Source organism: Roseofilum sp. SBFL, assembly GCF_017746885.1.
Lineage (GTDB): Bacteria > Cyanobacteriota > Cyanobacteriia > Cyanobacteriales > Desertifilaceae > Roseofilum.
The window spans coordinates 37,704-57,789 of record NZ_JAGHZH010000016.1 but is presented as its reverse complement, the minus strand read 5'-3'; the positions used below and the strand labels follow the sequence as shown (position 1 = coordinate 57,789).

The 20,086-nt window shown below is 45.8% G+C and carries 21 protein-coding genes and 2 pseudogenes; 4 read left to right on the top strand and 19 right to left on the bottom strand.

The features are described 5' to 3' along the window. Window positions 1–317: 317 nt before the first annotated feature. The 3 genes from J7545_RS01440 to J7545_RS01430 all read right to left on the bottom strand — a co-directional run bounded on the left by J7545_RS01440 (window position 318) and on the right by J7545_RS01430 (window position 1,267). A complete protein-coding gene (locus J7545_RS01440) occupies window positions 318–557 on the bottom strand; it encodes a hypothetical protein (RefSeq protein ID WP_318719022.1) in 240 nt (79 codons plus the stop codon). Window positions 558–707: 150 nt separating this feature from the next. Further along, window positions 708–1,040: a DUF5615 family PIN-like protein gene (locus J7545_RS01435; protein ID WP_318701759.1), complete on the bottom strand. Its 333-nt coding sequence runs from the start codon at window positions 1,038–1,040 to the stop codon at window positions 708–710. Next, window positions 1,037–1,267, bottom strand: a complete 231-nt coding sequence (locus J7545_RS01430) for a DUF433 domain-containing protein (protein ID WP_318701760.1) — start codon at window positions 1,265–1,267, stop codon at window positions 1,037–1,039. The genes J7545_RS01435 and J7545_RS01430 overlap by 4 nt, the downstream gene beginning before the upstream one ends. A gap of 41 nt (window positions 1,268–1,308) precedes the next feature. Here J7545_RS01430 and J7545_RS23860 point away from each other — a divergent pair. Both J7545_RS23860 and J7545_RS23855 read left to right on the top strand, forming a co-directional pair. Continuing rightward, window positions 1,309–1,491, top strand: a pseudogene (locus J7545_RS23860) (DNA-binding protein); the annotation flags it as partial. A gap of 3 nt (window positions 1,492–1,494) precedes the next feature. After that, window positions 1,495–1,707, top strand: a complete 213-nt coding sequence (locus J7545_RS23855; protein WP_413038673.1) for a hypothetical protein — start codon at window positions 1,495–1,497, stop codon at window positions 1,705–1,707. Here J7545_RS23855 and J7545_RS01425 read toward each other — a convergent pair. Next, on the bottom strand, window positions 1,664–1,870 hold the full coding sequence (locus tag J7545_RS01425) for a DUF433 domain-containing protein (RefSeq protein ID WP_413038674.1): 207 nt from the start codon (window positions 1,868–1,870) through the stop codon (window positions 1,664–1,666). The genes J7545_RS23855 and J7545_RS01425 overlap by 44 nt on opposite strands. A gap of 28 nt (window positions 1,871–1,898) precedes the next feature. Here J7545_RS01425 and J7545_RS01420 point away from each other — a divergent pair. Together J7545_RS01420 and J7545_RS01415 are read left to right on the top strand one after the other, a co-directional pair. Next, window positions 1,899–2,122: pseudogene (locus tag J7545_RS01420) on the top strand (hypothetical protein). Between the two features lie 78 nt (window positions 2,123–2,200). Continuing rightward, the gene (locus J7545_RS01415) at window positions 2,201–2,869 is read left to right on the top strand and encodes a Uma2 family endonuclease (RefSeq protein WP_318701763.1); all 669 of its coding nucleotides are present in this window, start codon (window positions 2,201–2,203) and stop codon (window positions 2,867–2,869) included. Between the two features lie 116 nt (window positions 2,870–2,985). Here J7545_RS01415 and J7545_RS01410 read toward each other — a convergent pair whose 3' ends face one another. The 15 genes from J7545_RS01410 to hpsA all read right to left on the bottom strand — a co-directional run bounded on the left by J7545_RS01410 (window position 2,986) and on the right by hpsA (window position 19,885). Next, window positions 2,986–3,927: a glycosyltransferase family 2 protein gene (locus J7545_RS01410; protein ID WP_318701764.1), complete on the bottom strand. Its 942-nt coding sequence runs from the start codon at window positions 3,925–3,927 to the stop codon at window positions 2,986–2,988. A gap of 70 nt (window positions 3,928–3,997) precedes the next feature. After that, window positions 3,998–5,854: a precorrin-3B C(17)-methyltransferase gene (cobJ, locus tag J7545_RS01405; RefSeq protein ID WP_318701765.1), complete on the bottom strand. Its 1,857-nt coding sequence runs from the start codon at window positions 5,852–5,854 to the stop codon at window positions 3,998–4,000. A gap of 149 nt (window positions 5,855–6,003) precedes the next feature. Then, window positions 6,004–6,567, bottom strand: coding sequence for a DUF697 domain-containing protein (locus J7545_RS01400; protein WP_318732912.1), 564 nt, complete (start codon window positions 6,565–6,567; stop codon window positions 6,004–6,006). A gap of 269 nt (window positions 6,568–6,836) precedes the next feature. After that, window positions 6,837–6,953 (bottom strand): photosystem II reaction center protein J, encoded by a 117-nt coding sequence (locus tag J7545_RS01395; RefSeq protein ID WP_271942770.1) that lies wholly within the window; start codon window positions 6,951–6,953, stop codon window positions 6,837–6,839. 88 nt (window positions 6,954–7,041) lie between these two features. Next, window positions 7,042–7,164, bottom strand: a complete 123-nt coding sequence (locus tag J7545_RS01390; protein ID WP_271942773.1) for a photosystem II reaction center protein L — start codon at window positions 7,162–7,164, stop codon at window positions 7,042–7,044. 8 nt (window positions 7,165–7,172) lie between these two features. Continuing rightward, on the bottom strand, window positions 7,173–7,307 hold the full coding sequence (psbF, locus tag J7545_RS01385) for a cytochrome b559 subunit beta (protein WP_271942776.1): 135 nt from the start codon (window positions 7,305–7,307) through the stop codon (window positions 7,173–7,175). Between the two features lie 24 nt (window positions 7,308–7,331). Further along, the gene (gene psbE / locus J7545_RS01380) at window positions 7,332–7,583 is read right to left on the bottom strand and encodes a cytochrome b559 subunit alpha (protein ID WP_271942779.1); all 252 of its coding nucleotides are present in this window, start codon (window positions 7,581–7,583) and stop codon (window positions 7,332–7,334) included. A 60-nt stretch (window positions 7,584–7,643) separates the two neighbouring features. Further along, on the bottom strand, window positions 7,644–8,660 hold the full coding sequence (locus tag J7545_RS01375) for a photosynthesis system II assembly factor Ycf48 (RefSeq protein WP_318701806.1): 1,017 nt from the start codon (window positions 8,658–8,660) through the stop codon (window positions 7,644–7,646). A gap of 29 nt (window positions 8,661–8,689) precedes the next feature. Beyond that, complete coding sequence (locus tag J7545_RS01370) at window positions 8,690–9,052, bottom strand: rubredoxin (RefSeq protein ID WP_318701767.1); 363 nt, start codon at window positions 9,050–9,052, stop codon at window positions 8,690–8,692. 278 nt (window positions 9,053–9,330) lie between these two features. Further along, entirely contained in the window at window positions 9,331–10,473 is a 1,143-nt protein-coding gene (locus tag J7545_RS01365; RefSeq protein WP_318701768.1) for a citrate synthase, read from the bottom strand. A 171-nt stretch (window positions 10,474–10,644) separates the two neighbouring features. Then, window positions 10,645–11,217: a Tfp pilus assembly protein FimT/FimU gene (locus J7545_RS01360; protein ID WP_318701769.1), complete on the bottom strand. Its 573-nt coding sequence runs from the start codon at window positions 11,215–11,217 to the stop codon at window positions 10,645–10,647. A 36-nt stretch (window positions 11,218–11,253) separates the two neighbouring features. Further along, the gene (locus J7545_RS01355) at window positions 11,254–11,997 is read right to left on the bottom strand and encodes a Tfp pilus assembly protein FimT/FimU (protein WP_318701770.1); all 744 of its coding nucleotides are present in this window, start codon (window positions 11,995–11,997) and stop codon (window positions 11,254–11,256) included. 36 nt (window positions 11,998–12,033) lie between these two features. After that, window positions 12,034–13,203: a hormogonium polysaccharide secretion pseudopilin HpsC gene (gene hpsC, locus J7545_RS01350; RefSeq protein WP_318701771.1), complete on the bottom strand. Its 1,170-nt coding sequence runs from the start codon at window positions 13,201–13,203 to the stop codon at window positions 12,034–12,036. A gap of 80 nt (window positions 13,204–13,283) precedes the next feature. Beyond that, window positions 13,284–14,072: a hormogonium polysaccharide secretion pseudopilin HpsB gene (hpsB, locus tag J7545_RS01345; RefSeq protein WP_318701772.1), complete on the bottom strand. Its 789-nt coding sequence runs from the start codon at window positions 14,070–14,072 to the stop codon at window positions 13,284–13,286. Between the two features lie 32 nt (window positions 14,073–14,104). Continuing rightward, complete coding sequence (hpsA, locus tag J7545_RS01340) at window positions 14,105–19,885, bottom strand: hormogonium polysaccharide biosynthesis protein HpsA (RefSeq protein ID WP_318719021.1); 5,781 nt, start codon at window positions 19,883–19,885, stop codon at window positions 14,105–14,107. Window positions 19,886–20,086: the final 201 nt, after the last annotated feature.

Here is a 20,086-nt window from a genome sequence, read left to right as displayed (position 1 = left end):
GACCGGGTATAAAAATGTGTTGGAAGTCATCTAGGACAAGCAAGCATCGGCGATCGCGTAAAAGCTGGAATAATTGAGTCAGCAGAGGATGGGTGAGGAGAGTATCGGGATTAACCGTGGTTAAGATGTCCTCGATAATGGTATCAAATTTTTCTAAGTTTAAGTCAATCCAGCGCTTGACGAGGGTTGTTTTACCAATCCCGGCGATGCCAACTACGGAAATGAGGGGAATGTTTTGGTTACAGAGCCAATGAGAGAGTGTGCTGAGTTCGGTGGCGCGATCGCAGAATGTCCTGATTTTTGGAGCAAGGTTTAAATCATGATTGGATTGGGGGGCAGTGGGTTTGGGTGCTTCGGTGCTGGTTGTTTGGCGATCGGGATGAGGACACCAAGGGGGAATTAACCGCTCGCTCTAACGTCCAGCAAAAATTGGCTTTCTTAACTTCGTCACCTAACGCATCAGATAAGACCTTGAATAGCTTGCGGCTCTCGTCTCCGATATAGTTTTCACTGTAGCGACCGGGAATGTCTTCAGCCACCTGCGGCCTTAATTGCAAAAGAAATAGTTGGCATTCTGCCGAGCTTTATCCCAGTCGTTAATTCCTATGTTCACTTAATATCTAATGTGGCAAGGAAGTCTCTACCAGGTCGTTAAGCCCTTATGTCTTCTATTCCTAGATTTATGTCCTGGCTAATTCCTATTGAGCTTAGTGAAGTTCCAAGCAGTGAAGAGCAGGATTTGCTAAAAGTTCTTCAATGGCTTCTTGCCCAGAGCGAATGAGAGTTTCAACCTGTTGAGTGGGTGCATTTCCACATCTTAGCCATACCACTTTTGGCGGAGAACTGTATAGTCGGCTTCTTTCGGCAAAATCTGCATCTTGAGTCACAATGCAGAAATCGTTGAGCTTGGCAAATTCCCAAATCTCTGTATCTGTCTTCTCTGCTAACCCATGAAATTGTATATGGCTAGAATTGGGAAAAATATCAGCCAAGCGAGGGATAAGTTTTCGGCTCAGGTTTTGATCGAAAAGGAGTTTCAAGCGACACTCACCGAAGCAACTAAACGATGTTCGCGATCGGCTGCAAATTCTAAGCAAGCTCTAATATCTGTCTCTGTTAGCTCCGGGAAATCCTCAATAATTTCAGCCATAGATATTCCAGCAGCAAGCCAGCCAAGAACGTCGTAAACCGTAATTCGCATCTGACGAATACAGGGTTTGCCTCCCCGTTTATCCGGCTCAATGGTAATGATGTCGCGATAGCTCATAACAATACAGAGAATGCTTCCATCTACACTTATACCACAGCAAAGCTGCTGGCGATGCCTTGCGTATGGCGATCGCTACAATCTATGGCTTAGACTATTTACTAACATGGAACTGTAAACATATTGCCAACGCTCAAATTCAGAAAAAGCTGGTTCAGATTAGTTGTGATGTTGGGTATGAGCTACCCCCAATTTGTACACCCTACGAGTTAATGGGAATTTAAACAATGTGGAGAGATGAAATTTTAGAAGAAATCTATAGAATTCGGGAGGAACACGCTAGAGCATTCAATTATGACTTGAAAGCGATTTGTGATGACTTGAGGAAATGGCAAGCAACCAGGGACAGAACAATTATTTCTAAACCTCTTCGAGAACCTCGATCGCGAAAGCAACTCAACGATGTTCGCGATCGCCCGCAAACTCTAAGCAAGCCGTAACATCTGTCTCTGTCAGCTCCGGGAAATCCTCAATAATCTCAGCCATAGACATGCCAGCAGCAAACCAGCCAAGAACGTCGTAAACTGTAATTCGCATCCGACGAATACAGGGTTTACCTCCCCGTTTATCCGGCTCATCAGATCCACTGAACCGCCTTACAATGCCCAGATCCCAAGTGAACAGTGATACTATGCCAGTCAACCTTCAAGAACAGCTTTCTCGTGCTGATGCTGAAATCATTTTAGGAAAATTGCCCGATCGCATTCGTGCAGCATTAGTCGCTCGTGCGGTGGAAATGGCGATAATGCTCCGCATCGCTGGCGCGATAAAACTCCGTTTCGCTTCGCGATCGCCAGTTTCCTCGATAGTGAAGCATTAGGCTTTGTCGATTGTCAACCAGGGCGCGGGCAGTAAGATGAGATCAACTGTCAAGTCCTGGCGATCGCCCCAGTCTATGCTACAGTGATGCGTAACCGATACATTGCCCTCCCTATGCGATTACCCACAATTACAGAAGATATCATTGCTCTTGAACCTGGAGATGAATTAATTCTACGCTTTCGGACTTGGCAAGATTATGAGGAGTTACTCGCTCGTCGGGAAGATAAGGCTGGACTAAGAATCCGCTATAACAGCAACACTCAAGAAATTAGAATGATGTCACCCTTGCCCAGACATGGTAAAGATGTTGATTTACTTGCAGACTTTGTTAAAATTTTATTAAGACAGCAAGGTAAAGACTGGGATTCATTTCAACCCATCACCTTAAAACGGATCAGCCAACAGGGTATTGAACCGGATCATTGTTTTTATATTGATAATCGATTAGCGGTTTTGGGTAAAGAACGAATTGATTTAGAAACCGATCCGGCTCCCGATTTAGCGATCGAGGTTGATTTAACGTCCATGACGCAACCGGAGAATTATCAGGCGATCGCCCCCTCAGAACTGTGGATTTATAGAGGACAGAAGCTAAATTTGTATCACTTTAGTGCTGAAGGTTATCAAGAAGTGTCAAACAGTCGCTGGTTTCCCGATCTCGACCTGAACGCTCTGATTCCCCGGTATATTGAGCGCGGCTGGGAAATGGGTTCGAGTGTGGCAATGCGAGAATTTGAAGATGCCGTGCGATCGCTCTTTAAACCTGGAGGTAGTGGTTGATATCAAGTCTGATTAAACTGCTATGATTGCAAATCATCGTAGAGGGGCAGGAGGAGATGAAATCCTTAGATGTTTGCTCCAGATGATTAACACAGAGACACGGAGAATCCTAATCATTAAGCGGTTTCTGTAACCGCTTCTGCATAAGCGGTATAAACTCCCTGGACATTGTACCAATTGAGAAAAATACGGGCAAATTCCAAGGCTAATTGGGGTTTTCCGCGATCGATTAGCCATTGCAAAAGCGGAGCCATTGTCCGTTCATTCAACCTTCCACCTAACGACAAAACGCCCCATAAAATCCGATGTATCCAGGTCATTTGAATCATCATTCGCACGTCCCAAGTGGGATGTTTTTGATAGAATAAAACGCCCATTCGTCCGCGCTGGATTTCTTGGTCAATCATGCGGGGAATTTGCTCTAGGCTAAAGGGAGGATGCCAATGGTAACCCACTGCTTGGGGACATTTAATTAACTTCAATCCTAGGTTTTTTAGGCGGACTCCTAATTCTAAATCTTCCCAACCATAGAGTTGAAATTGGGTATCAAAAAGTCCCGCTTCTTCTAACCAATGGCGGGCGATCGCCACATTCCCCGTCGCAAAATAAGCCGCAGAGAAGTCTGTGAGCTTATAGGGTTCTGCTGTTGGCTCGTCAAAATTGCAGGTATTAATCACTGCACCATAGGTAAACAGGCGATCGCTCCCTAACTGTTCTTCTCCTTCCCGCAACACCTGAGCATGGCAGCTTAAGAAGGTTTCTGTCACCACCAGATCGCTGTCGATAAAGATAATGGTATCGCCCTGAGCCTCCTTGACCCCCAAATTCCGGGCAGCAGCCGGTCCTTGATGCTCTTGCTCAAACCACCGTACATGGGGCACTTGCGCCCGTTCTGCGGCTAACCAGGCTAACGTTCCATCCGTAGAACCATCATCAACCACCACCACCTCATAACCTTCGATGTCTGGATCGCTTAACTGCTGCTTCTCCAGCGCTCTCAGGCACTTTTGCAGAATCGGTAAACGGTTGTAGGTGGGAATCACAACACTGAAGAACATAGGCAATTAAGAATTAACAATTAACAATTTTCAGGTTGGCAATAATAGCCGAAACCATTAACACGAACCGCTAGGGAAAATAACCTCTGGGGGTAATCATCCATTGGCCTTGAGTTCGGGTAGTGGGATTACCAATTAAGACGGTCGTTAACATATCAATATCGAGTTGGGCAAATTCGGCTAATGTGGTTAGGGTAATTTCCTCATTTTCTCGATAAGCGCAGCGCACCAGGGCGACGGGGGTTTGGGGATGACGATATTGCAGGAAAATTTCTTGCGATCGCCGAATTCCTTCTGTACGCTTCTGAGATTTTGGGTTATAGATCGCAGTCACGAAATCCCCCTGAGCAGCAGCAACTAGGCGCTTTTCGATCGTTGGCCAAGGGGTTAACAAGTCGCTTAAACTAATGGCACAAAAGTCATGCATTAAGGGCGCTCCCACCCGTGCAGCCGCCGCTTGTAGGGCAGTAATTCCGGGGAACACTTGTACACCAGGACTCTTGCCATCCCAACCTTGGTTTTGCAACTCTTCTAAGACTAATCCAGCCATGCCATAAATGCCACAATCTCCGGAAGAAATCATCGCTACGGTTAACCCCCATTGGGCTAATTCTATGGCCCGTTCGGCCCGTTGGCGCTCTTGGGTGAGGGGAAAACTCTCAATGATTTGACCGGGACGACGCAGGGGCACGATCAGGTCTAAATACAACCCATAGCCCAGCACTGCATCGGTCTGAGTGACCGCTGTTTGTGCCGCTGGGGTCATCTGTTGTAGCTCTCCGGGTCCCATCCCGACTAACCAGAGTTGACCGGTTCTAGCGGTGTATTCTTGAGGGGATTGGGCGATCGCCACGGTAACCGCTCCGGATAAGTCGGGAAAGCGATAGATTTGTTTGCTCACCAACAGTTGAGAGACTCCAGCCGCTGTTAAGGCTGCCGCTTCTGCGACGCTGGGTGTGCCCACGGTTTCGGCAACCAGCGCCGAGGGATTGGGCACAGAAACCTCCTGTAACGCCTGGGATGTATAGGGGATCAGGGGCCAGCCCTTGGTCTCGCACAGAGCCAATAAACCGAGCTCATCGGCTTTGCGGTCGAGGGTGGCGATACCGGCGATCGCCCCTTCTGCCAGATGTGCAGCCGCTAAAACCTGCTCCAGCGCTTGGGAAATCACCCGTTCATCGGTTCCCCGTTCGCACCCGATCCCCACCCACAGTACTCTAGGATGCCATTGCACCTTGGGGAATGTGCCCTTGGCGGTAAACTGGCGTTGGGTGGCGCTAATCCAAACCCGTGCTTGGGCGCTGCTAGAGTCTAATTCAAATTCAAAGGGATGATCGTTGGGAAGATGCTGTTGCCACAGGGTTGAGCCAGCATCTTGAATGACTTGTATCGAATGCTGTTGGGCGATCGCCGCGCTCACGCCTGTCCAATCTCCACTTCCTCTGTTCCATCCGAAGGGCAATCCCAACGTATCAATAGCGGGTAAGTTCAGGCTATCGCAAGCCCCGGTAACGATCGGTACTGCTGCCAATTGAGTCGCGATTAAGCGCGTCAGGCGATCGGCTCCTCCCTGATGTCCTCCACAGACACTGATCGCATGATTTCCGGTTTCATCGACCACCACAACCGCCGGATCGGTAGTTTTGTCGTTCAATAGGGGAGCAATGAGGCGTACCACTGCACCAAGTGCTAACCCAAAAATCAAGCCTTGATGCTTCGACCACAAGGTGGGTAAGAATTCCGATAACGTTCCCGGATAGACTGTATAGACGAGGGAGCTATCCCCGGATAAGGCTTGAGCGCAAGAGGGAGAAATGACTAGCTCCACTCCTAGGGACTCCGTGAGGGGAAACAGACGATAGGCACAGCGGGGTGTCGTGGCGATCGCAACTAAAGACCCTACCTGAAAATTCCCGGATTGAACCATCGTTTTTTCTCCTATCCCTGCACCCTGTAGGGGCAAGTTCACTCAGATCCTCGCGGGAAAAAGAAAAGATTCGTGAACTTGCCCCTACTTTAGAACGATTCAAATGTACTATATCCTGTCTCCGCAGGGTGCGTTTACATCCTACTAGACTAGAGTCGAGAGAGCAGTTCCTGTTTTTTCGTTTCAAACTCTGCTTCAGTGAGAATACCCTTATCTCTTAAGTTTCCTAATTCCTGTAGGGACTGATAGATGTTGGCTGCATCATCTCCTTTATCCTTTTCTAAGTCAGAAACGTAACTTTTGCCCCGCTCAAAGGCTTCATCATAGGCCGATTTTACCTGGTCTTCGACAAAGTTACTCAGAGAACCACCGCTCGAAAAATGGTTAATGGCAACCTGTCCGACAGCATAGGTAGAAGCCCCAGAAGTCAAGGCCATTGAAGCACCACCAAGGGCCGTTCCCACACCCGGAATCGCTTTGAGAAAACTGGCTCCCAAACGGGCGATCGTTGTTCCTGTCAAAGCGGAAACAAAGGTTTTCCCTGTACTGCGGGAATAGTCAACCTTGTACACTTGGGCGAGTTGTTGCAGCATTTCCAGTTGAATCGCCGTTACAGCAGCGAAATCAACCAGTGGAATAGGAATTAGCCCACCCCCTATAGCCCACAGAACATGGGAACGGACAATAGCATTAGCTTCAGTTCTTTGGCTCATCATTTGCACCAAATGCTCTATCCTTTAATTATAGCAAAATACAACTGTGTCGAAGTAAAGTTAGGTACACCAAGTTGGCGATAATGCTGGGTCGCACTGAGGCGATCGCCACTGAAAAACAATTAACCCACACCTCCTGATGTTCAGTCCAGCGTGGGTTAAGTATGGATAGGTCACTCTAGCAATACATTAGCTAGAAATGAGCAGACTCGGATGATGGGCTTGTTAACCTCCCATTACCCATTACCAGCGCATAGCGCTCAAATGGGTTACATAGAAGACCCAAGACCAGCATAGGCTCCATAAAAGAATAAGCCAACCACAACTAATACACCAGTTCCGGCTACAGTTGCGACAATCCAAAGGGGAATTCTAAAATCTGACATTGATGTTTCTTCCTGATTTAAACAACACAACAATTAAGCAGTTCTCCACCCTAAATGAGCGGGTAGAGAACTGTTCAGAGCAACCCAATTAATTAAAGAAGTAACTGGAAAATAAGATCCCCAATACAAAAATCAGCAACAAGCCCAAATAAAGGGATGTCCGATTGAGTTCAACAGGTTGCTTATTTGGATTTTGATTACGGGTGGGCATTTTTTTTCCTATCTCTGAATGAATTGCATTGCTGTGATCGCACCTAAAAAGAAGACAGAAGGCACTGCCAAAGTATGAACGGCCAACCATCTAACGGTAAAAATGGGATAAGAAACAGGTTGATTTTGGTTACTGCTTGTCATAATTTCAGATCGCTCGCTTCAAAACTACTTACCGATAAATTCCTCGATTTGTTTATTCCCTTCATAACGATCGGTTACGATAGGAATCTCCTGACGCTCCTGAGTAAAATACTCATTCGGACGGGGAGTACCGAAGGCATCATAAGCCAAGCCGGTACTGACAAAAAACCAACCCGAAATAAACAACATGGGAATTGTGAGGGCATGGATTAACCAATAGCGAACACTGGTAATAATATCCCCAAAGGGACGTTCTCCGGTGGAACCACCTGCCATGATTTTTTCTCCTCTTTAGAACACGACAATTGGAATCATTAGTTTATATCATACGCAAAATCAGGCCGATTGCGTGGAGTTGTCATATTTTAAAAGCGTGCCTCCATTGCCAATCACAAATCCGATTTCGGGGGATTCAAAATCAATCTGGTAGAAGTTAGAGGGCACATTTTCCACGCTTTGGTCTTTTTGCCAAGTTTCTCCTCCATCAAAGCTGACAATCAGATTTCCACTACCACCAGATACCCAGATTTCTTCTGGAGTACGATAGGCTAAATCCAGGAAGCCAATGCTACTGGCAAACTCTGGATTTTGGGTTTCTTGCCAATCTTCAGGGGTTTCTGGAACTTCCACATTACTAAACTGGAGAGCGCCTCCCCGAGCCAGTAGCCACAACCGATTGTCGGTGGTGAAGCCCATTTTTTGCAAGCGTTTGGAGTTATTGCGGTTATGCTGAACCCAGGCAGAATCCCCCGGTTCCCAGGTAGAATAGAAGTTACCATTAGCGGAAACTGTGACATACTTCCCATCCGGTGATCGCGAAATATTGCGATACACCCCTACCGCAGACTCAACCAAACCCTTCCAGGTTTTACCCCCATCTTCAGTCCGATAAATCGCCCCTAAATCTGTGGTCATTTCGGCAGAGTTTGGCCCTAAAGCCAAAATCGTTTTTGTGGTTCCTGGCAACTTAGCACTGAGGGGAATCGTAGACCAAGAAGCCCCCCCATCAGTAGAATGAATTAGAATGGAAGGCATTCCTACAATCCATCCTTCATCCCCACTGAAACTGACCGAGGTCAACCGAGTCCTCGTATCGAGATCTAAAGGTTTCGGTTGCCAAGTTTCCCCACCATCGTTGGTTTCTAATAAGGTTGCATTACTGCCGACTAGCCACCCATGGCTGGGATCGCCTGTAAATCCAACATCCTGAATCGTTTCTTCAGTCGGTAACTGAATCACGTGCCAAGGACTAGACTCTACAGAAGGTAAATAAGCATTTTTACAACTAGCGCACAGCAGAACAACCGCGATTAATGTTACAACTCGTTGCAGAATTTTCACAATTGATTGCATCACTCCGGATTTTACCGCCAGTTCGGGTTTTACTGTAAACCGTAAAGACTCAGAAGAAACAATAATCCCAGTCCTAACCCCCCAAAAATCAGGAGATTCTTTTGGCTGGGGGTTAAGGCATTGACCCCAAACCCATAACCCATATTTTCAGCAAAGCCTGATGTTCCAACGCCTGCACCGATGTTTTCAAACTTACGGCGTTGCGCCCCACAAATGGGACAGCGCCAGCCTTCAGGTAATTCCTCAAAAGGGGTTCCTGGGGGAACTTGGCGTTTTCCATCCCCTTTGCTTGGCTCATAGACATAGCCACACGCTCGACACTCATAGCGATCGCTTGCCGTCTCTGGAGTTGACTTAGATGTTTCTGGGGTCTCAGACGATCCGGTACTCATTGCCCTACAAGAACTTTGGGAGTTTTTATCGAAATCTTAAAATTTCTGTTAAATATTATGACATATAGCGCTACGCCCTGGTAATAGGTCATTGGTAATTGGTAATGGATACACTCAGTTTTTCCTATGCCCTATTCTCTAAGCCCCTATTCCCCAGCCTGTAGTGCTATGACACAAAAATCGGGTTAACCCGCCGAATCTGGAAAGGCCAGATCCAAGTCAACCCGCGCCGATAGAGAGGATAGAAAGAACGTCCAATGACTGGATTACCCTGTAAATTACCGTTGATCTATGGGCATAAACTGAGTCTCGTGATTCCCCACATAGACTTGTGTGGGTCGGAAAATCCGGTTTTCTCCCAATTGTTCTTTCCAATGAGCCAACCAACCCGCCACCCGCGCCATGGCAAAAATGGGGGTGAATAGATCGGTAGGGATACCCAGTTTGCGATACACTAGTCCGGAATAGAAGTCTACATTGGCATAAATGCCTTTATGGGCTAATTTATCTTCTACGACTTTTTCCACTTCAACAGCGATATCGTAATAGCGATCGCGACCTCTTTGCTTAAATAGCTGCTGGGCTGCATCTTGCAAAATATTGGCTCTGGGGTCTTTGACTTTATAAACGCGGTGTCCAAAGCCCATGATTTTTTTCTTGTTGGTAATACAGTCTTCAATGTAAGGCACTACATTTTCCACTGTCCCGATCTCCTCCAACATGACCAAGACTTCCTCATTTGCTCCCCCATGGAGCGGTCCAGCCAAAGTTCCGACTGCCGAAGCAACCACCGCATAGGGATCGGTGAGCGTCGAAGCAGTGACTCGCGCTGAAAATGTTGAGGCATTCATCGTATGTTCCGCATGAAGGATCATACTGGCATCAAATACCCTGGCGGCGATCGGATCGGGCACCTCTTCCGTCAACATATATAAGAAGTTGGTCGCATAATCAAAATCATCACGCGGTTGAATCGGATCGTGACCCTTACGCATCAACTTAAATGCCGCTACCATAGTCGGGACTTTCGCAATTAAGCGAATCACCGCATCCCGGATATATTTAGGGTCATCCAAAGCACGACGGGAATAAAATAAGCCTAATGCTGCTGCTGAAGCTTGCAGAGCATCCATCGGATGTCCCGTTTCGGGAAAGCACTTCATCATATCCCGAATCCGATATTTAATGCGTCGATGATGACGAATTTCAGCTTCAAACTCTGCCAATTCATCTTTGGTGGGTAGTTTTCCCCAGATTAGGAGATAGGCCGTTTCGATAAAGTTGCTTTTCTCGGCTAGTTCGGTAATGGAAATACCTCGATATTCCAAAAGCCCTTTTTCCCCATCAACATAGCTAATGCTTGATTGACTAGCGGGAATGCCTTCTAAGCCTGGCTTATACTCACAAGCGATTGTCGCCATAGTTTTCTTACCATGCCTGTGAAATGTACCGTCCCAGATTACCAGAAGCATTTAGAAAATGTATGCCCATTTACACAAAATTCCAATTCTGGAAAAAATTATGATCGCACAACCCCACATAGGAATAGAAGCTTACGAGCTGGAACCCTTGTAGCTCAAGACTATTTTTGGCTAATAACAATATTTCCCATTCTGCTGGGTTGGTTGTTCACTGGACGTTCGCATCCCTCCCAACAACGTAGATACAATCACACACCGTAAAGGCCGATTATCATCCTGTGGGTCGCTATCTTTCAACCCAACAGTAATTCTACCTAACTGCCCATTGGGATGACCATGATGATTAAACTGTTTCCGCCAAATCCCCTGATTGACTCCACGAGTGTACTGATAGAATGTAGTTTCATTTTGATTTGCCCCATCAATAATCAGGATATTGCTATTTAAATTTTGCCAATTTAAACCCGTCAAATCGGAGCCACTCGGTAACTCTTTATGCACTACATATTGCGGATGGGGGTTATTCCGAAAACTGGCTTGCCAAACCGATTTATCCCGTTTAGCATTGCTCTGAGCCTCTCTGAGGGCGAGGTGAAGCTCTTCCCTTCCTAACTTCAACTCTTGCCGCCGCAAAAACCCAAGATAACCAGGCAGAGCAATAACTATTAAAATACCCATCAGGGCAATAACCCCCAACAACTCAGTTAGGGTAAAGCCCCCTTCTCTTCCCCGATAGTTCAGCATTTGCCCCCGTAATAAACAAACTAATTTTTACCTCAATCAACTTTGCCAAGGCTGACAATTGTTGCCAGACTCCAGTTTCATCGATCCTAACAACGTTCTCACAATTATACAGCGTCGCGTATTATCCACAGGCAGTGCTGGATTACTCCCACGAGGAGCAGCCACACCAATAATTAACCCTTTATCTTCCTGATTAGGAGGAGAACCAATCGTTAGCTTAGGAGCAGTTAAAGGATCTAAGTTCCCCTCTCGGTCAAAAATAATTGTAACTGGGCCTTGATTCCCCTTGGGTTGAGGATAAGTATCTTGAGCTATGCTGTCATCGAGCTTATTCTTATTATTTTTGTTATTAGCCGGATCGTTAACCAAAAGATTCGTAAATAAAATCACCTGGTCTCCAGAAACTCCCCGATCTGACCCCAAATTTTCCCAAATATTGCCATTATCCAACGTGTCCACACCAACCGTCTTTGGATGAATAGCAACTTGGGGAATACCCTCATTCGTCACCCGCACCGTCACACTCTGGGCAAGTTTGGTACTTCTGGCCTTCTGTTGGGCTTCCTGGAGCGCCAAAGATACATCATCATTGACTGCACTCACCCGTTGTTGTTGCAAAAAACCCAGCCAACTGGGTGCTGCAATAGCACTTAAAATTCCCATTATGGCTACCACAACCATCAACTCAATTAACGTAAACCCTTCTTCATCTCTAAAGGCATTTGTCGCCCTGCTGAAGGATCTCCAGTTTCGTTGATTTTGTAGAATGTTGCTCTTCATATCCCTTCCCCTTAAAATTCTTTAATAACCCGTAACTTACTGAACTCTTCCCCTAATTTTTGTCTGAATACTTGTTGTGGGGAAAAAGAGTGCTGTCCGATTATTATCAGGATCGTATTTATCAGGATTCGCTGGATTAATCCTCGCTAAAGCATTCCCGCGAATATAAACCTGAGCCACCCCCGCCTCCGAATCGACACAAGTAAAAAAGCTATCTGTCTTAAACGCATTAAATGCAGCCGGAAAACCACTCGCTCCATAATTCGGACTTTGCCAAGGTTCATCAGTACCTGTAGGAGCTGGACTAGGAGTATCTTTATTGGGGAAAGCATCCTGACAATTGACTGCATTCGGAAAAGATTGACCCGAAGCCAGATCGCTTAATGCAGTATGATCAATATTATCGACTAATACTTGTATAGGTGTTTCACTCAAATTATAGGCTTTAGATGCTTTCTGCCATTTATTCATCTTCTCTTGCACGCTATCCCCCGATATCGACAGGTCAAAATTGGCATACCCATCACTAGGATCGAGATCGTATTTGACCCCACTAATCGTATTATCTTGAGGATTGTTACCCGTATCCACAATCCCATCCTGAATTTCAACTCGCCTAATCTGCATTGCATTTGACCAAGTGCCACTATTAGCATTGGTAAGATAATAAACCACTAAAGCATACACTTGATAATCTTGGTCATTACAGGGATTACCACTAACAGGCAACTTCACCAAGCATCCAACTGTTGTATCGCCTGACCTAGGCTTAACGTTCAAATCTTTATCTAAAAACTTGCGTTTCCAAAATGCCAATACAGGAATTCCTTCTCCACTTGCACTGTCCATAACTGGAATTTGGCTACAACTTGCTGGAGGGGTATAGGAACCTGGAGACACCGGACTACTACATTCTGTTGTACTATAATTACCAGAAATCGCCCTTAGTCCCTCTCCATCATAGATATACACCGCCGTCTCCAAATCTCGGCGGATATAATCGGCTGCTGCTTGAATATCCTGCTGAGTTGCCGATTGCACTTGTTCATTGCGGTCTTTTCTTAGGATATCCACCATAAAGCCTAGCAGGCTACTAATTATAATCGAGGCAACCACTAAAGCCACCAACAATTCAATCAATGTAAATCCCTGGTTTTTTTGTCTCTTATGGTAGCTTTTTAAGAAAGCCTTCAGTAACATAAACATCAATATTACCCCTAAACCTATTTAACCCTTGCTATTGCATCTGGTAGGGGCGAAAAAATTTTCGCCCCTACTTGATATTATTAACCTCCTTTAAAGCGATTATTAAAGTTAGTGATATTATCATTCTTTCCTTGGATTTCTGTCGTCATCTCCAATAAGGGGGCTTTCACATTTAAGGTTGCTCCAGAAGAGCGTTGTTGGACACCATCAGCGTGCAGGGTTAACAGTGTGCCTGTATCCTTGAAGGCATCCGCGCGGTAAACCCGAATCCCCAACAAATAACCTTGATCGAGTTGCCCTTGGGCTGTAGCTTGGGCTGTAGCTTTAGTCTTATCCGTCACGCTACGATAAGCTTGGACAATAAAATCATTGGGACTACTTGCTTGACATCCTGACTGATCATCTCCATCAAAGCAATATAAACTGACATCTGTTGCTGAAGCTTCTTTTGCACTAGCAAGGGTTTGATTTTTACAATACCCCCCCTTCTCGTAGTCATTGGGACTAGCTGGAGGACAAGTGGCGGGCAAAGAAGATTGTGCAGGCGCAACTGTTTTCGCAAAATCTTCCCGTTTAGATATAAATTTCCGAGTTGCTGGATCGACTTTTTCTTTCAGTTCAACCACGGAATTAGGAGCCGGTAAACTGCCTGCTCGGACTCCATCGATGTAGAATCGAGCGGCTTGCGTTGCCAGCTCCACCCGCCGAGCTTGAATGCGGGTAGCGGTTGCCAGCACAATCACTGGCGCTATCCCCACCAACATAATCGTCAGGATAACCACTGCTACGAGCGATTCAATCAAGGTAAAGCCAGACTCACCTTTAGGTGGGAAGGAATGATTCTTCGGTTCTCGGAATATGGGTTTCATAGGTTTGCCTTGTAAGGATTAGGGTGAGTGAACTATTGACATGTACTAGGGCGTTGATCTTTAGAGATAGCGTATTGATAGGAGACACTAGCGTTGTTAGCAATCTTGACATCTTTATCATACGGATCTCCAGCGTTGTCATACCCACCTTGTTGTGCAACGGTTTTAGTTGAATCTGCCAGATCGAGGCGCTTGTCCGGTTGACCAGCACAGAGCAAGGTTTCCACCCATTGATCATCTCGCCTCACTTCTCGATAGAATTCATTGGGAGGAGTATCATCTTTGATGGCAAATCGTTGGGCAAACAAGTCAGGCGCTTGGGTTAACAGCCCCACATCAAACCCCCAAGGGCGACCGGGTGCATTATAGAAGGGCAGAATCCCATTTGCGTTACCCGTAGCATAGAACTGATCTTCACCAAATAGACCAATTTGTTCGCCATATATTCCCTTGGTCACAGTTGACTTAGAGTTCAGAACTGAATCTGTCGGACCTGTGGCATAGACACTCCGTCCTTTTTGAATAAACGAACCGGTAATGTTGACATTAACCCCATTCCAGTCTTCTAAAAATCGAGGGAAGTTACCTAAGCTTCGGTTTAACTCGTCCGGTCGTCCAGCAGTATCTCCTGACACAAAGACCAGATTAAAAGTTGTTCCACCGGTCTTGGCATGTTGTACCCAATCTGTATCAAGGCTGTCGTTATTGGAGTTTTTATCAATCGTAAAAGTCCCATTAGCAGCAATGCTGCCATCAACCTCCATTGGTCTCCCAGCATCACCACTGGTTGTTCCAGGAGCTGAATCTGTTGCATGGATTTGCAGGATAGGAATTAATAGGGGTTGCACTGTTGGATCAGTAGTCAGGTCATCGTTCAGATAAGATAAAAACCGCTGACTGTGATATCTCCATCCAGTGGTGTCTGTAGGATCAGTAGGAGTTGTTGTTGTCCTAAACCACAGGGTGTTATCTTGGTTGGTAATATCCCGATCGACTTGACCAGCAATACTGTTTAAGTCTAAGAGTAAATTGTTAGGAGTGAGCTTTTTGCTTGCTTCCAAAACAGATACGGTTCTATTGAGTTTTGTATCTGGGAATAATCGAACGTTGCTACCAAAGTCAACGCTACTTAGAGGCTGATTATCCACATAGGGTAAGTAGGTAACTTTATCCGTCTTAATTCCTAAAGCAATAGGAGTGTTATTGGTTGCTTCTAAGACTAACTTGTAGTTTTGATCTCGCAAAAATGCAACACGGCGAGGGAAAGCAGCAAATTTGTTGTCTAGATTGTCTTGAGCTGTGGTGAGTAAAGGACGTGGCATTCCCTGTAAAACCCAGTCAGAGCTACCCAGTCTTACCTCTTTTTCAGGAATACCCGTGTCTGTGGTATCCCCATCGCCATTGAGATCGAGAGTTAGACCTGATTCTCTAAGGCGGATTTCAATTGCTGTTTCTGCAATACTATCGCTAGTATCCCCATCTCCATTTAAGTCAAGAACAATATCAGATTCACTTACAGAGTCAGTAGTATCTCCATCTCCATTGAGGTCAATACCGGAATACTCAAAAGAATCATCAGTATCTCCATCTCCATTTAAGTCTATAGCAAGACTGGATTCATCAACAGAGTCAGCAGTATCTCCATCTCCATTGAAATCTATATCAACGCTATTCTCACTAAAAGAGTCAGCAGTATCTCCATCTCCATTTAAGTCAATTGTAATCGTCCGGTTAAACGTATCGGCAGTATCGCCATCTCCATTGAAATCGATGGAAATATTAGACTCGTCAAACGTATCATTGGTATTGCCATTGCCATTCAAATCTATACCAATGATATGCCAATCTTTGGGTTCGCACTCGGAGATCGGAAGTTTTTCGCAGATTTCCATCACGTATTCTGGAAAGTTTACCCGACGCTGAACTGGGGTAACAAAGTTAGTGAAGTAGGAGCTGGGGGTGTCTCCAGGTCCTTTTGCTTTATACTCGGCATCGGTAAAGTTAAGACTGGCTGCAAAGTCATTGGTGTAGAAGCCATTGTGCCGACGCTTGGTGATGGAGCGAGCATCACCTTGGTTATTGTTAAGGTCATAGTTACCATCGCTGCGATATCCGAATTTAAAATCATCGGATAGGAGGGTTAAAGCATCGGCGAAAACAGTGGCACTACGCCAAGTATCTCCATCTCCATTACAACCGGGTTGTCCTTTACGACAGGCAAATTTGGAGTCAAGGGTTGAGCGAGTGTAGAAGTTAGCATAAGTCGTTTTATTCAACTTCTGAGTGAATTCTTCAACTTCGTCAGCACCTGAAAGATGTCTGTTAAAGTCCCCTTGTATATAAACGGGTAGATCGGTTGCTAGGATGAACCCTTTTTCTTCTGGACGGTAATCATTGGTCGTTCCTCGGTTTAGTTTTTCTCCGTTGATCAGGAGAATGGCATTCGGGCGACGAGTGGGATCGAGTTTGAAGTCAGTACTACTTTGGGGTAGATCGGCTTCTGCGTCACCTGTACGTTTGAAGGTAGTTCTTCCATTCTCAACCCAAACGGTTTGATCGGGAAGTGAATCTTCGCGAGTTGCGTAGATAATTCCACTGTTGGGTATAAGATATTCTTGAGGATCTGTTGAAGTGCCAATGGTTTTCTGTTTGAGCTTCTCGAGATCGATTTGGGTGGCGCGAATTTCTAGGGGATACCGTTCTTCGATGGGGAGATCGTAGCGACTACTTAAGCTTTCAGTAATCCATCCGGTTCCATCTGAACTAATTGAAGGATCAGAAGCGGCATAAACCGATCCATTAATAGTGGTAGACACTGTAATGTTATTACCACTTATGGCGGTAATTTGTCCGCGAACAATCTTGGGAATATTCTTATCTACTGGAGGGGTTGTTGTAGGAGTGCGTTGGTATTCTTCAATGGTCACCAGATCTCCCACTTCAAATGCTGGATCGGGCATTCCATTTGTTAATGTATAGGTGCCACCCGCTCCACCGGTTACTTGTAAGCTATGGACATCATTCGCTTTAATCTGCCTTGCATCAAGGAAGGCTACTTCTTTAATGGCATTGTCATCAATTGTGCTACTGGCTGTTGCACTCCCATTGAGAATATCTAAAGCACAAATTGCGGCTTCAACTGCGCTTTGTTCGGCAATAGTGCGATCGGTAACGGAACTTTTGTTTAATGCAGAAGCCAGTAAGGGATTCACTCGTCGGTCTCCCACCAGATCTGCTGTAGGGTGATCGTGAATGACTTCAGGATAGCGAAGGGCAGCCTGATACTTCAACATATTGGTATAGGTTCCTTCTGAAGTGTTTCTCCAAGAGTAGACCTTGCCATTATTAGAGTTAGTGGTATCGCTATTGGTATCTGTGGGATCGTAATAGTTCGCGATACAAGCGATAGGTCTCTGGTGAGTTTGATCGCCATCTTTATAACCATTCTCAGCAAAGGGTTTTGACGGTTCAGTATGGTGATAAACAACAGTTGCTCGCATCCTCAGATAAGGACGAGTTGTGTTAGCGGCTGAGTCTACTGATACCGGTTCAGTTGTTGGGTTATTATCCTGATCGAACACCACTTCAGGATGCTTCTGAGCCACGGGATAATAATCGGGCCAGATGATGATATTTTTATCATTTTTATCATCACCTGTTTCGTCTAGAGTGGGTTGAGTTCTTGTTGTATTCGCTCCAGGTAAGTAAATCCCTGCACCCGTGACAAGTCTCAAGCCACCGACATTATCAAACTTATCTTTAGGAGCTGTTGCTGCATCAATTTCCCATTGTCCACCTCGCGATAGGTCGCCTAAGTTGGGTAAACTAACGACTTGAGACTGTCGGGTGCGATCGACTGTTGAGTCTGTGGCTGAACCGGATTGTCGCCACTTTACTCCGGTAACCTGTTGCTGTGTTTGTATCCCTGAGAGCAATCTTGATTCAGCTTCTATACTGCTATCATCAATGTAGATGGTTTCTGGTAGGTTATTACCGACTAAAACTCTATCTCCAATCCGCTCTTCTTTACCATCAAGTTCTTCTGGATTCGTCGCTGGAATTCGGGTTAGTGCCAACTCTAGCTTGTTGGCACTACTGGTTTTCGATTGCATGTAGGTTGTCGCATTATTGCCTGGATCGACGGGGAACATCCATTGATGGGGGGGGCGCAGGGGATCTAGTCCAGTCTGATCTGCTGTCTCGGAACCGTGAGAGAGCTTAAAGAAGTCTTTTGCTTTGGCTTCTGAGTCAACTGATACTAAAAACCCATTGGCTGCTATCCCGGTTCCCGTTGTTATTGTGGGAATAAATAGGGCATTATCGCCAGGCTCAACTTCGATGTAGGGGATTTGGCGAGTGAGTTGTTTGAAGTATTTGGTATAGTAATCTTTTGCTTCTTGCTCGGACACGTTGGCTGGAGGTCTCCCAGCGAGAAGTTCATTGGGATAAGCACCTATCCCTAACCAAAAAGCAGCATTGACTAAATAGGAAATTCGTTGATTGTAAGCATTGTTATTGTATAGAGATTCTTTTGCACTTACGGTTGTAGTGGTAACGCTGTCTACTTTCCCAAAGTTAGTGTTGAATGTAGGATCGTTTCCTTCTCCCTGAAATAGATGAAGTTCATCTACATGGACGGTGCCATTGGCAAAGGCAAAATCGTCATAACGGTTATTCCCAACATTTCCGCCTACAAGGATTTTGCTGCTTTCTGGATCGTAAAAACAGGAGGATTTACTACTAACTAGGAAAAATTTGGTTGTGAAGCTCCTGACGTTTTTCCCTTTGCCTACCATAAGGTTAGCGTTGGTTATAATGCGGCCATTGAAGAACTGATTGCTACCGGCAAAGGTGAGGAGGTCATCTTGGTAAACTACGGCATTATTGGCTAGGGGAATTCGACTCCAGTCTTGTTGATATTCCAGGGCCGAAAATCCTTTGGTTCCTCCTGGATATAACTCATATTGATTGGCATCTAGACCAGTGGGCAGAGCGCCACTCGTATTTGGGCCAATGGGTACGGTGGCTGCATAAACAAAGAATGCTTTTTTCAGTTTTTGCTCATTGGGCAACTGAAACCAGTCGGAGTCACCGACTAAACTGGCTCCTCCTCCTGTGTTGTTGGCACATGCGGAGCCACTAGCCCCTTCCATTGGTAGGTTTCGGGCTTCTAGGGGGTTTCGGGCACGGGTGAATTCGCCACCTGAAGTGGTGGGGTTGCGGAAGAGAATGGTATAGAGGGTATAACTATCAAATTTCCCGTTATTGTCGGTATCAACTGGGAATTTCCAGGCGGTGTTTACGGTTTCATCATTCTTGGTATTTTTAGTGGCACCACTATCTTCTTCTCCTGTGTTGCTATCCCCATCAATATCAAAGACTAATTTTAGGGGGACTTCATCCCCAAAGGTATAGTTTTCAATTCCACTGCCTAGATCTCCAAATGCACCCATAAATGCGGTGTCGGATGGAGTTCCTCTGGGAATGTTAGGGTCTTCAAAAATAGCGGCGATCTTGGCTTTTGCTCTATCCAATGCTGGGGCTGTGGCGTTTAAGGTTGCTTCATTGACCCGGAAGTTGTGGGCGTTTTTGGCGCGGTCTGTGGAGCGAAGCAACATGGCTAGGCTGAGTAGCGAGACGACGAGGATCACCATGGTGACGGTGGGAAGAACAAACCCGGCTTGTCGCTGACGACTGATCTGGAAGAGTGAGCGCAATCCTCGTTGGATAAAATGGGAGAGCGATCGCGTTAGAGTTTTCCCTAGGTTAAGGAAACTGTTCCGGAGCTGTCTGAGTAGGCGTTGGATAGACATAGAAGCTGTCCTAGACGTGGAAGGGGATAGATGCAAGAGGGAGAATAAACCTAGATACACCCTATTAAAGGGTCATCCCTAAACGTTATGGAATCCGACTGAGCGATCGCAATTCTGACCATAGGTGAAGCAATGTCCAAGCCTGTTGAAATTGCTTGGTTTCACTTGCTATGAGCGATCGCAACCAGTGACCTAGATTCC